This window comes from Vibrio sp. Vb0598, from assembly GCF_033338935.1.
GTDB lineage: Bacteria > Pseudomonadota > Gammaproteobacteria > Enterobacterales > Vibrionaceae > Vibrio > Vibrio alginolyticus.
On record NZ_JAWOTP010000006.1, the window covers coordinates 195,626 to 210,186 of the forward strand.

9 protein-coding genes are annotated in these 14,561 nt (G+C 43.2%); 4 read left to right on the forward strand and 5 right to left on the reverse strand.

From position 1 onward, the window contains the following. Nucleotides 1-34 precede the first annotated feature (34 nt). The 5 genes from pepN to R7Q38_RS09090 all read right to left on the reverse strand — a co-directional run bounded on the left by pepN (nt 35) and on the right by R7Q38_RS09090 (nt 6,949). The gene (gene pepN, locus R7Q38_RS09070) at nt 35-2,641 is read right to left on the reverse strand and encodes an aminopeptidase N (RefSeq protein ID WP_239938582.1); all 2,607 of its coding nucleotides are present in this window, start codon (nt 2,639-2,641) and stop codon (nt 35-37) included. Between the two features lie 226 nt (nt 2,642-2,867). Next, the gene (locus tag R7Q38_RS09075; protein ID WP_239938581.1) at nt 2,868-3,533 is read right to left on the reverse strand and encodes a hypothetical protein; all 666 of its coding nucleotides are present in this window, start codon (nt 3,531-3,533) and stop codon (nt 2,868-2,870) included. Between the two features lie 194 nt (nt 3,534-3,727). Further along, nucleotides 3,728-5,734, reverse strand: a complete 2,007-nt coding sequence (gene prc / locus R7Q38_RS09080) for a carboxy terminal-processing peptidase (protein WP_213906786.1) — start codon at nt 5,732-5,734, stop codon at nt 3,728-3,730. 17 nt (nt 5,735-5,751) lie between these two features. After that, nucleotides 5,752-6,378, reverse strand: a complete 627-nt coding sequence (gene proQ / locus R7Q38_RS09085) for an RNA chaperone ProQ (protein WP_005377435.1) — start codon at nt 6,376-6,378, stop codon at nt 5,752-5,754. Between the two features lie 97 nt (nt 6,379-6,475). Next, a complete protein-coding gene (locus R7Q38_RS09090) occupies nt 6,476-6,949 on the reverse strand; it encodes a GAF domain-containing protein (protein ID WP_017634278.1) in 474 nt (157 codons plus the stop codon). Between the two features lie 92 nt (nt 6,950-7,041). On the opposite strand from R7Q38_RS09090, the gene R7Q38_RS09095 reads away from it, so the two are divergent. The 4 genes from R7Q38_RS09095 (at nt 7,042) to rsmF (ending at nt 14,341) form a co-directional block, all read left to right on the forward strand. Then, nucleotides 7,042-8,838, forward strand: coding sequence for an ABC transporter ATP-binding protein (locus R7Q38_RS09095; protein WP_239938580.1), 1,797 nt, complete (start codon nt 7,042-7,044; stop codon nt 8,836-8,838). Between the two features lie 24 nt (nt 8,839-8,862). Next, nucleotides 8,863-10,113 (forward strand): paraquat-inducible protein A, encoded by a 1,251-nt coding sequence (locus R7Q38_RS09100; RefSeq protein ID WP_005377429.1) that lies wholly within the window; start codon nt 8,863-8,865, stop codon nt 10,111-10,113. Next, nucleotides 10,106-12,754, forward strand: coding sequence for an MlaD family protein (locus tag R7Q38_RS09105; RefSeq protein WP_017634276.1), 2,649 nt, complete (start codon nt 10,106-10,108; stop codon nt 12,752-12,754). The genes R7Q38_RS09100 and R7Q38_RS09105 overlap by 8 nt, the downstream gene beginning before the upstream one ends. Before the next feature lie 150 nt (nt 12,755-12,904). Next, nucleotides 12,905-14,341 (forward strand): 16S rRNA (cytosine(1407)-C(5))-methyltransferase RsmF, encoded by a 1,437-nt coding sequence (gene rsmF, locus R7Q38_RS09110; protein ID WP_170890642.1) that lies wholly within the window; start codon nt 12,905-12,907, stop codon nt 14,339-14,341. Nucleotides 14,342-14,561 lie beyond the last annotated feature (220 nt).

The following is a 14,561-nucleotide window of genomic DNA, read 5'->3' on the forward strand; positions in this document are numbered from 1 at the left end:
GGTGGCCTTAATGACCACCCTATTGTGTTGTTTACTATTCGTCTAGTGCTTTAGTCACTTTTTCGAATAGATCTTTAGCAAGATTATCCATTGCTTTGAGCTTTTCAAGTTCTGCACGAATCATTGCTTGGCGAGCTTCATCGTATTTACGGAACTTAAGTAAAGGATCAATCATTCGAGAAGCTACTTGTGGGTTCGAATCATTTAGTTGGCGAAGAATTTCACCGGCAAACTGGTAACCTACACCGGATTTATCATGGAAACGTACAGGGTTCGCACTTAAGAACGAGCCAACTAAGCTGCGCGTACGGTTCGGATTTTTCAAACTAAATGCTTCGTGGTTCATGGTTGCTTTTACTTTTTCAAGAGCATCCTCTGCAGGATTGCTACCTTGCAGTGCAAACCACTTATCCATAACCAAACCATCGTGCTTCCATTTATCGCTGTAATCAGCCATAAGTGCTTCACGACACTCGAGCTGAGCGTTATTTGCAGCACTCATCGCAGCAATCGTATCTGTCATGTTATTTGCAGATGCGTATTGTGCGTTGACTAAATCATTACCTTTTGCCGTATGTGCTAGGTATTGTAGGCAACGGTTACGTAAAGCACGCTTGCCAATAGCAGCATGGTCGATCGTATACTCTGTTTGCTTAAGCGTGTGATAAGTCGCACTTAGCTCATCTTCTAATTCCTTAGAAAGTGACACTGTAATGCTGTTTAGCACTTTGTCTACGGCATCGATATCAATTTGTTGGTACCAACCAGTAATCTCATTGATTGAAGGCATAGAGAAAACTTGAGCAATGAAAGCTGGCTCAAGCGTTTCATCCAACAGCACACCGCGGAAAGCATCTATCACACCTTCAGAAAGCGATACTTCTTGTCCCGCTTGAACGTTTTTCACATTCTGACGAATGTATTTAGCCAATAGCATTTGGCTAGCGTCCCATCGAGCAAAATCGTTCGTTGCATGCTTCATCAAGAAGACTAACTCGTCATCGCTGTAATCGTATTCTAATTTGACTGGTGCCGAGAATTCACGCAACAAAGATGGCACTGGCTGTTCTTCGACATTTTCAAATACGAACGTTTGCTTATCTTGTTTAATATCCAGCACGTTATGAACAGATTCACCGTTAATCACCAGTGGGATAACTCGACCTTTCGAATCATACAACTCGATATCGAACGGAATATGCAGCGCTTGTTTTTCTGCTTGGTCTTGCGTCGGCTCCGTAAATTGCTCTACCGTTAGTGCGTAAGTTTTTGCATCAGCGTTGTATTCGCTATTTACGCGTAGCGTTGGTGTACCCGATTGGCTGTACCACAAACGGAACTGTTTTAAATCAACACCGGTGGCATCTTCCATTGCAGAAACAAAGTCTTCACACGTCGCGGCGGTACCATCGTGACGTTCAAAATAAAGTTTCATTCCTTTTTGGAAGCCCTCTTCGCCAAGGAGTGTATGGTACATGCGAATAACTTCGCTGCCCTTTTCATACACCGTTAGCGTGTAGAAGTTATTCATCTCAATGACTTTGTCAGGACGAATCGGGTGAGACATTGGGCTTGCATCTTCCGCAAATTGAGGACCACGAATAATACGTACGTTATCAATACGGTTATCAGCACGAGAACCTAAGTCAGAAGAGAATTCTTGGTCACGGAATACGGTTAAGCCTTCTTTTAGACTTAGTTGGAACCAGTCACGACAAGTGACACGGTTGCCAGTCCAGTTGTGGAAGTACTCATGACCGATCACAGCTTCGATACCTAAATAGTCACGATCTGTCGCAGTTTGATCGTTCGCCAGCACATATTTTGAGTTAAAAATGTTCAAGCCTTTGTTTTCCATTGCACCCATGTTGAAGAAATCAACAGCAACGATCATATAAATATCCAGATCGTATTCCAGGCCAAAGCGTTCCTCATCCCACTTCATCGAGTTGATCAAAGATGTCATCGCATGACCTGCACGATCTAAGTTACCTTTATCAACAAAGATTTCTAAATCAACACTGCGACCTGACATCGTTGTATATTTGTCACGCAATACATCAAAGTCGCCTGCAACAAGGGCGAACAAGTAAGCTGGTTTTGGATGCGGATCCTGCCATTGAACCCAATGACGACCGTTCTCTGCATCACCTTCTGCAATTCGGTTACCATTGCTCAGCAAATATGGGTAAGCCGCTTTATCTGCGATCACTTTTGTTGTGTATTTTGCTAGAACATCCGGACGGTCTAGATAGTACGTGATACGGCGGAAGCCCTCAGCCTCACACTGAGTACAAAATGCGCCGCCTGATTTGTACAAACCTTCGAGTGCTGTATTCGCTTCAGGATCAATTTTGGTGACGATTTCAAGTTCAAACTCGGATGGAAGATCGGTCAGTACCAGCGATGACTCCTTCACCTCGTGATGAGCCCAATCCTCACCATTTACTTTTACAGCGCGTAGCTCAAGCCCTTCGCCATCGAGTTCTAGCGTTGTTGTATCGCCTTTTTGAGCAACTTTTGATACCGCCGTAACGATTGTGTCATTGTCATATAGATCAAAAGTAAGATCGATATCAGTAATCGCATGAGATGGCTCTTTATAATCTTTACGATATTTGGCCAGGGGAGCTTGAGACATGAGCATAAATCCTTGTATGTCGAACAACAAAAATACCAGACTGCATGATCAAAAATGCAGTTCTGGTATCACTATATAAGCTATTTGTAGGGGTTGTGGTATCAGAATACAAGTCTTTCCATCAAAAAACGGAGCTTTTAGTGCTCTAGCTCCGTTTTTTGATTAACATTTAAACAACATTAATGACTTACCGTACGCACGCGTAATTTGGCGCATGTTAAAGGCATCATGGCGTAACTCTATTGAGTACGGCGTACATATCACCATTGGAATCTTCGATCGTTAGCTCATTCTTGTTGAGCTTATACGTGGTTCCATGCTCGCCATTTTCATACAGCAGAACCAAAAACTCATCTTCTGTGTAAAACACACCTTGTTTGATGGACTCATCCCCTTCTTCGTTCGAAACCCTAAACATGAACACGAAATCAGGTTGAAGTATCAAATCCATCTGATTAATGTTGTTGGCCACAAGACCGTCGCCAGATACGTAAGAGCTAGACCAAATACCTGCAAGTGAATTAGATAATCCTTTAGTGAACGTTACACCATTAAGATCAAGCGTATTGTGGTTGTTGCGATAGGCATAAATTTGAGGCTCGTCGGTGTTTAAACCAAGAACGATTGTGTCTTCATTTGCATTATACAGCCCTTCCCAATGGTCAACGGAATAGTCTTTCTTTTGAATATCAATAGAAAAGCTGTAGTCAGAACCTAATGAGAGTTTGATCGCACGAAAGTTTTCAGCCGACTCTTCGGGGTTTGGGTTCATCAAATACCAGTCTCCGATGAGAAACGGCGTGTCAAAGTGACTTAATTCATCTTCTCTGGTGTTTTCTCCACCAAACACACTAAAGCAGCAAAAGCTAAGTAAAATAAAGAACCACTTCATATCGGCATCCTTATCGTTTTCTTTTAGCTTAGCCAGTAGTCCTCACTTTCGCGAAATTTTAGATGTAGATCACGTAAATTATTGGGGGAAAATAAGCGAATATCTTGCTCGATATCGAGACAGCGGAAGACAAAAAGGCATAAAAAAAGAGTGAATCTGAAAGACTCACTCTTTTTATTCTAAATTGCCAGTTATTATGACTGATTTTCCTGCTTAAGTAGATCGACCATAATCGCGACAGACTCATCTAAATAAACATCAGGAGCCTCGTAGTCTTTTGGTATGTCATCCAATGTTTTGAATGCTTTTTTACCCAAAGCAACTTGACGTTCATTTATGCGTTGTAATCGAAGGGCTTCCGCTTTATCCGATTCAGCTTTACGAACTTTTTCGTTCAAAGACAAAGTATTATCGTCTTTTTCTTTACGATATTTCTCGATGTCTTCATTGATAAAGCGGAACTCCATTTCATCAGAAATACGCTTGTTATGAAGAGCAGTAAGTTTTTCAACTAAGGCGTCGTTACTTGGAAACGTTTGATATTGTGCTTTATCAATCTGATCCCAAGGTAAAGCATTGTCTTCAACACTTTCACCTGTTTCAGAAGCCTCTATTGGCGTTGGGTACGAAATATCTGGTGCAACACCACGATTTTGCGTACTTCCACCGTCAATACGATAAAACTTCTGAATCGTGTACTGAACATAACCTAGCTCTTTATCGAAAAGATCGTAAATATGATTCAGTGAACGATGTTGCTGAACTGTACCTTTACCGAAAGAGTTTTCACCTAAGATGATTGCACGATTATAATCTTGCATTGCCGCTGCAAAAATTTCAGATGCTGAAGCACTGTAGCGGTTAATCAATACCGTCAATGGGCCATCATAACTCACTTTTCCATCGGTATCGGCATTCACCTTGATGCGGCCATAGCTGTCACGAACTTGAACTACAGGACCTTCTTTAATGAATAAACCTGTCAATGCCGTCGCTTCTGTTAGCGCACCACCACCATTGTTACGTAGATCAACGATTACGCCGTCAACGTTTTTGGTTTTCAACTCAGCTAGTAATTTATCGGTGTCTTTCGATAAGCCGACGTAGAAACTTGGTACTTCTAAAATACCAATCTTCTTACCGTCTTTTTCGATGATTTCTGACTTAACCGCACGATCTTCTAAGCGAACTTTGTCACGAACAATTGTGACAATGTAACTCTTAGCATCGTTACCTTCTGGCAAGATCTGTAGATTAACCTTTGTGCCTTTAGGGCCTTTGATTAACTGAACAACATCATCCAGACGCCAACCGATCACGTCGACAATTTCTTCACCGTCTTGTCCAACACCAGTGATTCGGTCCCCTTCACCAAGTTGCTTACTCTTTGAGGCCGGACCGCCAACAACAAGTGAACGAATTACTGTGTAATCGTCTGTCATTTGCAAAACGGCGCCGATGCCTTCTAGAGAAAGATTCATTTCCGATTGGAATTGCTCGGCATTACGTGGAGAAAGGTAGCTTGTATGAGGGTCAACCTGTCGCGCGAAGGCATTCATATACAACTGAAATGCGTCTTCATTGTTGGTCTGTGTGATGCGCTTCATCGCGTTGTTATAACGCTTCTCTAAAACTTCTTTAATCTCTGGCCACTCTTTGCCAGTCAGTTTCAGATTTAACGCGTCATATTTCACACGCTTGCGCCACAACTCGTTGAGCTCTGCTTCGTCTTTTGGCCATGCGGCCTCAGAGCGGTCTAACTCTATCTCGTCATCGGTATCAAACTTGATCTCTTCATCGAGTAGAGTTAACGCATAAGCAAAACGATCGAAACGCTTCTGCATTGAGAGGTTGTAAACATCAAAAGCAATTTGGTTGTTGCCCGATTTAAGCTGATCATCAAGCTCGACTGACCAATTTTTAAATGAGTTGATGTCTGCTTGAGTGAAAATATTTCTATTGTAATCAAGCAACTCTACATAGCGTTCAAAGATCGCTTTAGAGAAATCATCATTGAGGCTGAAGTGCTTATAATGAGAGCGGGTAAATCGCGAGGTGACTCGTTTGCTAGCTGTTTCATGCTGAACTTCAGGAGAAAGAACCGGCAGGTCATCTTTATGTAGTTTGGCTTCAAGAGCCTGAGCTGATGCTGCTAGCCATAAGCTAGCAGCAATCAGGGTCACTTTTGAACGGCAATTCATGCGTAGGAGTATCTCCTTTATGCGCGCAAGTGCTCCGCTTTCACAACCATTTGTAGGCCGTTAGCAAGTTGAACACGTACATCATCCTTATTGATTTCAACAATGGTCGCTGCCATGTTTCCTTTGCCCATGTTCACGTTAACTGCGTTACCTACTGTGATTTCATCAGCATTTAGAGCGCGCGTTTCTACAGGCTTAGTTGGTTTTTGTACTTTTGGTTTATTAGTACGACGAGGCTGTTGAGGCTTTTTAGCCGCAGGTTTCGCTTTCGCCTTACCCTCTTCACGAGCTTTTTGTGCTTGTTCTTTACGACGAGCCTGAACTTTCGCCTTGCTTTCTGCAAGTGTCGCTTTCGCGTGTTCAACGTGCTCTTCTTCTAGCTCACCACAAGGGTTGCCATCTAGGTCTACACGTACTGCACCTGGTTTTACACCGTGTAGGTAACGCCATGATGAAGTGTACTGTCTTAACGCTGCACGAAGCTGTGTTTTGCTTACTTTTTCGTCTTCATTTAGACGTTCCGCAAGATCTTGAAAAATACCAATTTTCAGAGGTTTTGCTTCACCTTCTAAAGTAAAGCACTTAGGGAAACATTCAGCAATATATGCAATAACTTCTTTGCTGTTTTTTAACTTTTCAGTCATGAGGGGTCCTGATTTGAGCGGATTTCCGCGAGCATTAAGAAAAAATATTCTCGTATTATAGTGACATGCCAAGGAAAAACCACACTCGAAGGCTAATTTATGCGTCGTTCGCGTGTGAATTAAGCAGCTTTTCTACTTCAACCATGAAATGAGTGAGACCTTCTTCGTCTGTTTCATTAAATCGGCCAATACTTGGACTATCAATATCAAGTACACCAACCACCTTTCCATTAATAGAAAATGGAATCACAATTTCTGAATTGCTCGCTGCATCGCACGCAATATGCCCCTCAAATTCGTGAACGTCGTATACTCTTTGTATAGTATTAGTTTGTGCAGCAGTACCGCAGACGCCTCGACCCATTGGGATACGAACACAAGCTGGTTTTCCTTGGAACGGACCAAGAATAAGCTCTTCACCTTTTGTTAGGTAAAAGCCTGCCCAGTTAAGATCGTCAAGTTCCATGAAAAGCAATGAGCTCAAGTTTGCTAGGTTCGCAATAAAGTCTGGTTCAGACTCAATTAGAGCAACAGCTTGTTTGGTTAGTCTTTGGTATTGTTCTAAGTTCATATTAACTTCCTACTTACTATAAAAGCTTCCATTCTCAATGTATGGCGCTAAAATGCAGCCCTACTTTATAATAGGACTTATTCTCAATTACAATGCTTCTGAAAAATGACACTATTAGCCGTTCTTGGTTGATAACACAAGTAAAAAAGCACAAGTCCAAGCTGATCATAGCGAACTTGATAGCGGTGCTTGCAACCTTGATTAGTGTTCCAATTCCCCTCCTCATGCCTTTGATGGTTGATGAGGTCTTATTGGACCAACCTGCAAAAGGCTTAGATGCCATGAATGCCATTCTCCCTGAAGCGTGGCACACTCCGACAGGCTATATTTTCTTCACCCTGTTCTTGGTTGTTCTTATGCGAGCTGCGAGCCAAGGATTAAATATCCTTCAAAGCCGACAATTTACGCTTGTTTCAAAAACCATCACGTTTGAGATGCGCAGTAAAATGATCGACAAACTCGGCCGTATCAGCATCCGACAATACGAAACCAAAGGTAGCGGAGGAATCAACGCACACCTTATCACTGACATTGAGACCATTGATAAATTTATTGGTTGTACGTTAGCAAAATTCGTTATCAGTTTTCTGACTGTTATTGGTACTGCTATCGTTCTACTTTGGCTCGATTGGCGACTTGGTCTGTTTATCCTGTTAGTTAACCCTATTGTCATTTACTTCTCACGTAAACTAGGCAGTATGGTTAAACATCTGAAACGGAAGGAAAATCATTCTTTTGAAATTTTCCAAAACCGTTTAGTTGAAACATTAGATGGAATCTACCAACTACGCGCGGCCAATAAAGAGCGAGAATTTCTCCAGCAACTTAAAGACAGTGCGAACCAAGTTCGCGTTGATGCAGACAAGTATGCTTGGCAATCTGAAGCGGCTGGTCGCGTTTCTTTCCTTCTCTTTTTGATCGGCTTTGAATTATTCAGAGCTGTCGCAATGTTAATGGTCATGTTCAGTGACCTTACTATTGGTCAAATATTTGCCGTTTTTGGTTACCTATGGTTCATGCTGTCTCCTGTTCAAGAGTTGCTTGGGATTCAGTTTTCTTGGTACAGCGCTAAAGCCGCATTAAAACGCATCAACGACTTATTAGAGTTAGAAGAAGAGCAGAGACCGGTTCCTAAGGTAAATCCTTTCAAAGAAGGTAGAGAAGTTGATGTTAAAGTAGAAAACATTAATTTCTCTTACAATAATGAAAACAAAGTCCTAGATAATCTTTCTTTACATATGCCGGCAGGAAAGAAAGTGGCATTGGTTGGTGCAAGCGGCGGTGGTAAGTCGACCTTGATACAATTACTTATTGGGGTTTACCGTCAAAACTCCGGTAGCATTCGCTTTAATGATGAATTAACAGAAGATATTGGTTTTGAAGTAATTCGCGACAAAATTGCCGTGGTATTACAGCAACCTATACTATTTAACGATACCTTGAGGCATAATCTAACGCTTGGTGGGAATTTTGACGAAATGTCACTTTGGCGTGCGCTTGAAGTGGCTCAGCTGCATGATGTAATTTCTCAACTTAACCACGGCTTGGATACTCAAGTTGGTCGTAATGGCATTCGTTTGTCAGGAGGTCAACGACAACGGCTTGCCATTGCTAGAATGGTGCTGAGTAATCCTCAATTTGTTATTTTAGACGAAGCCACGTCTGCACTAGATACCGCTACTGAAGCGGCTTTACACAAAGCACTGACCGAGTTCTTACGTGGTAGAACAACATTAATCGTTGCGCACCGACTATCCGCTGTGAAACAAGCCGATTTGATCTACGTGCTTGAAGATGGGAAAGTGACGCAAACAGGTACTCATGGTGAGTTAGTTGAGCAAGAAGGCTTATATCAAACCTTATATGGGGGCATACAGTCCCACGCTTAAATCGTTCAAGCTAGAGAGGTCGTTATGACCTCTCTGTCTAAGCACGCCATGCAACCCAATAACGTACGTTTGTGCCAAGGTTGTGAATTGCCTGTCGACATCGTCGACTTACCCCATGGCAAAAATGCACACTGCCCTCGTTGTGGTACACAATTATATCGCGGAGGTAGCCCTAGCCTCTCTGGTAATCTAGCCGTCGCGATAACCTGTATCCTACTATTTATTCCATCGCACTTTTTTAACTTTATTAGCATCCGGCTCTTTGGTGTGATGATTCCGGCAACCCTGCCTTCAGGGATGATCACATTGATGGAAGAAGGATTTGTTCTTCTTTCATTGCTCATTCTATTTTGTAGCTCTCTTGCGCCACTGACGGTTTGTGTTTCAGTGGTAACGGCACATATTTCTTTACATCAACGATGGTTCCGTGGGCTTCGTATCTCACTGTGGCTAATTCAACATTTGAAGCATTGGGTTATGTTGGATGTGTTCTTAGTTAGCATCGCCATTTCCTGTTTTAAACTCCAAGATTATTCCGACATTTTCGTCGGTCCAGGGTTAATTGGTCTGGTTCTTTTGCAGATATTTACCGTTTTGTTAGTTTCAAGAATCAGCGTCCGTCGTTATTGGGAAGCTTGGAAGCCAGAAAGTTTATATGCTTTTGAGCATAAAGATGTGCATTGCCATGAATGCCACTTGTCCCAACCTGAAGGTGACCATTGCCAGCGTTGTCATCACGAGTTATATCATCGCAAGCCAAACTCCATTCAGAAAACATGGGCTTACCTCATCGCAGCAACGGTCGCCATCTTCCCTGCTAACCTGATCCCTATTTCCATCTTGCTTACCAATGGTAAGCGTTTGGAGGACACTATTTTTTCAGGCGTGGCTGGTTTGGTAAAAAGCGGCATGTATGGAATCGCTGCGATCATTTTTGTTGCCAGTATCGTTGTCCCGGTGATTAAAATACTTGGGCTCGCCTACATCATGCTTTGCATCCAATTCAAACGTTCGGTGTTTAAGAGACAACGAATGATGGTTTACTTTGTTGTTAAATGGATCGGTAAATGGTCTGTGATGGATTTGTTTGTTATTTCTATCATGATGACGTTAGTCGATCGTGGTCAGATACTGGATTTCACACCAGGATATGGCGCGGTAGCATTTGGTGTTGTCGTTGTATTGACCATGCTTGCAGCAGAAAGTATTGATCCAAGGCTAATCTGGGACCAAACAAGCCCAAAACAATCAGAAAAAGAGTCAATGAATGAGTGATCAGAACAGTTCTCAAACGTCATACGTACCAGATGTAAAGCGGAGTAAAGGCATATCTCCTCTTTGGCTGTTGCCAATTTTGACCATGGTCTTAGCTGGCTGGCTTGTTGTGAAGTCGATACACGATGCAGGACAACGAGTGCAAATCTATTTTTCTGATGCCGCTGGTCTTGTCGCCGGCCGAACCACTATCCGTTACCAAGGATTAGAAGTCGGCATGGTAAGAGACATTAACCTCACCGAAGATCTCGGCAGTATTTATGTCGATGCTGATATCTATCCTGAAGCTGCAAAGTTACTGAACGATAAAACACGCTTTTGGTTAGTAAAACCAACAGCTAGCCTAACGGGAGTTTCCGGACTGGATGCGCTCGTCTCAGGTAACTACATCTCGATTCAACCCGGAGATGGTCAAGAGTTTGAGACAACATTCCATGCGTTAGACTCTGCCCCAACAGATTTACGCGTTTCTCAAGGTTTGAATATTAAGCTCAAAAGCCGTGATTTAGGTGGTGTATCGGTTGGCTCTCAAATTGTTTATAAGAAAATCCCAATCGGTGAAGTGTACAGTTACCAGCTAGATGAAGATGCAAAATCTATCACTATTCAAGCCAACATTCAGGATCAATACCGACATATCATTAACAACCGCAGTCGATTCTGGAACGTCAGTGGAATTGGTGCCAGCATCGGTTTTGAAGGTGTCGATGTAAGACTAGAAAGCATGAGTGCCTTACTAGGTGGCGCCATCGCCGTCGACTCTCCGGATGATGGTGAGCCTGTAGAAGAGAACACCGAGTTCCGTTTGTATAAAGATTTGAAAACTGCTGGTCGAGGCATCGCGGTTAAAATCGTCCTACCTGATGACAGCAAGATCAGCGGAGAAGGCGCTCCAATTATGTATCGCGGAATCGAAATTGGCCAAGTTACGGACTTGAGCCTTTCCGAAGGCCGAGAAGTGATATTGGCGTCAGCGGCAATTCAACCCGCTTTTAGTGACATGCTGACGACAGGTACTCGATTTGTCTTAGAAGAAGCAAAGGTGTCCCTTTCTGGTGTTGAAAACATTGCTAATTTAGTGCGAGGAAACTTCTTAACGATCGTACCGGGCGCGGGTGAACGCTCTCGCCGCTTTACTGCGATTCGTAAAAACGTGTTTAACCAACAGCAAGAAAAGTCTATCGCGATTCGGTTGGTGTCCGACAATTCGTTTGGCCTAGATAGCGGTGCCAATGTACTTTATAAAGGCATCGTTGTTGGTTCAATCATCAAAGTGGGCCTAGTTAAGGAAGATAAAAAATCACAACACGAAGTATTTATGGATGTATTGATTGACCATGAATACAAACATCTGATCAAATCAAACAATCGTTTTTATGTAACCGGCAGTGCATCAGCAGAGTTAACTGAATCGGGGCTCAGCGTTACCGTTCCTCCAGCAAAGCAGTTGTTAACCGGGTCAATTAGTTTTGTGAGCGAAGGCAAGCAGGATATTCAAAAAGAGTATCAACTGTTCCAAAATGAATCATTGGCTGAATTGGCGCAGTACAATCAAAGTGGCTCTAGGGCGCTAACACTATTTGCTTCTGAATTGCCGCCGATTTCCAAAGGCAGCCCTCTACTCTATCGTAATCTTCCAGTTGGTAACGTCTCCGATTTCCAACTAGTTGATGGCGGAGTACTAATTAAGGCTACTATCGAAAACCGCTTCGCTTATCTTGTAACGCCACAAACCGTTTTTTGGAATCGTTCAGGGATTGAGATAGATGCATCATTAGCTGGCGTCAGTGTGAAAGCGCACCCTTTGAAGTCGTTAATCGAAGGTGGCATCGCTTTTGACTCCGTACCAGGCGTTGAAAACAAAATCGGAGAAAACTGGAAGCTGTATTCTGATCAAAAAACCGCTCGCAAGTTTGGGCGCGTCATTGCTTTAGAAACCGACGGTTCGCAAGAGATTGCTAAAGGAATGCCGATTGAATATCAAGGTGTTAAAGTTGGTGAAATCACTCTGGTTGTACCGAATTTTCGTCGTAACATGGTTGAAGTCACTGCAAGGATCCTACCTGAATACGTAGAAAACATTGCAGTTGAAGGCTCACATTTTTGGCTAACTGAACCAGAAATTGGTTTAGGTGGCGTTAAAAACCTCGGGGCGTTGGTGTCGAAATCCATCAGTGTTGAACCAGGTAAAGGTAAAGCTAAATTTGATTTTCAATTAGAAAATAGTTCAGAACGCGTGCATGGAATCATGTTTACGTTACAAAGTGAACAAAGAGGCTCAGTACAAGTCGGTACCCCTATTCTTTACCGCCAGATGGAAGTTGGCCAAGTGACCGACGTAAGCCTAGGAGAATTTGCTGATCGCATCGTCACGACTATCAAAATACAGCCTGAATATGCTTACCTCGTTCGTCAAAACAGTGTGTTCTGGAATGTTTCAGGAGTAGATGTTTCCATCGGGCTTACCGGCGCTAACATCAAAGCGGGAACCTTTGATAGTTTAGTTCGCGGAGGAATTGCGTTTTCAACGCCAGAGCAATCGACTATTCCACCAGCGGCAAAGAGTGGGCAATCTTTCTTTTTGTATCCACAAGCTGAAGAAGGTTGGACTCAATGGCGTACAGCAATTCCGAAGCCGTAGAATAAAGCTCAATTCACGTACAATTGAAGTTTGATCATTTTAAAAGAGCAGCAATCGCTGCTCTTTTTTATTGCTCGGCCCTTGTCACTATTCGTTTCTGCTTCGCTTTCGTATATTATTTGCCACAAATTCTGCAAACGAGATCCCACATTGCATCCTAATGTTTACATCCCAGACGCGTTTCTGGAAAAAATCCAAACTATTCTTCCTGCTCACCTCAACATGGAAGACTTTATCGCGTCGTGCCAAAAGCCACTGCGCAAAAGTATTCGAGTTAATACGTTGAAGATCAGTGTTGAAGCGTTTCTAGAACGAACAGAAGCAAAAGGCTGGAAGCTTTCTCCCGTGCCTTGGTGTGACACAGGTTTTTGGATTGAAGCGGACGAGTCAGTTGTACCATTAGGCAACACAGCAGAACACATGTCTGGCTTATTCTACATTCAAGAAGCCAGTTCGATGATGCCGGTATCTGCTCTGTTTATGAATGATGAATCTTACGATGCCGTGTTAGATACCGCAGCCGCTCCAGGCTCAAAAACCACTCAAATTGCAGCTTTAATGAACAACGAAGGTGTGCTTGTGGCCAATGAATACGCCGCAAGTCGTGTAAAAGTACTGCACGCTAATGTGGAACGTTGTGGAGTACGTAACGCCGCACTAAGTAACTTCGATGGGCGCGTTTTTGGCGGTTGGCTACCAGAACAATTTGATGCGGTTTTGCTCGACGCGCCTTGCTCTGGAGAAGGCACCGTTCGCAAAGACGAAGATGCGATGAAAAACTGGACGCAAGCTTCCGTACTCGACATCGCTGACACACAGAAAGATCTTATTGAAAGCGCCTTCCATGCATTAAAGCCCGGTGGTGTGATGGTTTACTCAACATGTACGCTCAGTACAGAAGAAAACCAACAAGTTTGTCAACACTTGAAAGAAACCTTTGGGGATGCTGTAGAGTTTGAAAGCCTTGAGAACTTGTTTGAAAACGCAGAGGCAGCTCTAACTGAAGAAGGCTTTTTGCATATTTTCCCGCAGGTCTACGACTGTGAAGGGTTCTTTGTTGCAAGAATTCGCAAACAGGCTGCTGTTGAGGCGCCAGAAGTCAAAAAGCGCATGGGGAAATTCCCCTTTGCTAAAACTTCAAAAAAAGAATCGACAGAAATTGCTCAACAACTCCAAAGCGCGTTAGGTATTAAACTTCCAAATGACAGTTCTGTATGGCTTCGCGATAAAGATGTCTGGTTATTCCCTAATGCTTTAGAAGCGATGATCGGCGAATTACGCTTCTCCCGTATGGGTATAAAGATCGCGGAAGCCCATAAAAATGGCTACCGTTGGCAACACCAAGTCGCGACTGCCCTGGCGACAGGTTCTGAAAGCAACGCCATTGAACTCAGTATTGAAGAAGCGCGCGAATGGTACATGGGGCGTGATGTTCGCCCACAAACCATTCCTGAGGGAATGAAAACAGGTAAAGGCGAAGTGCTTGTCACCTATCAAGGCGCAGTTATTGGCCTTGGCAAGTGGGTAAGCAACCGAATAAAGAATGGTCTCCCTCGCGAATTAGTACGAGATAAGAACTTATTTTAAAAGACGTAAAACGAACCATAAATAAATGAAAAGCCATCGTATTTGCGATGGCTTTTTAATTCGTAAGTATGAAAGCAAGTGGGCTCGCTAGCGATCCGGACACGCTGTACTAAACTAGTTGTATCAAAGTAATGCTTTGATGTGGCATTTCTCTCTATGTTCACCAACAAAATTATTGTTGGACAAGTTTAGCGCAGGCTCTGCGGAGCCGTTTCCCCTA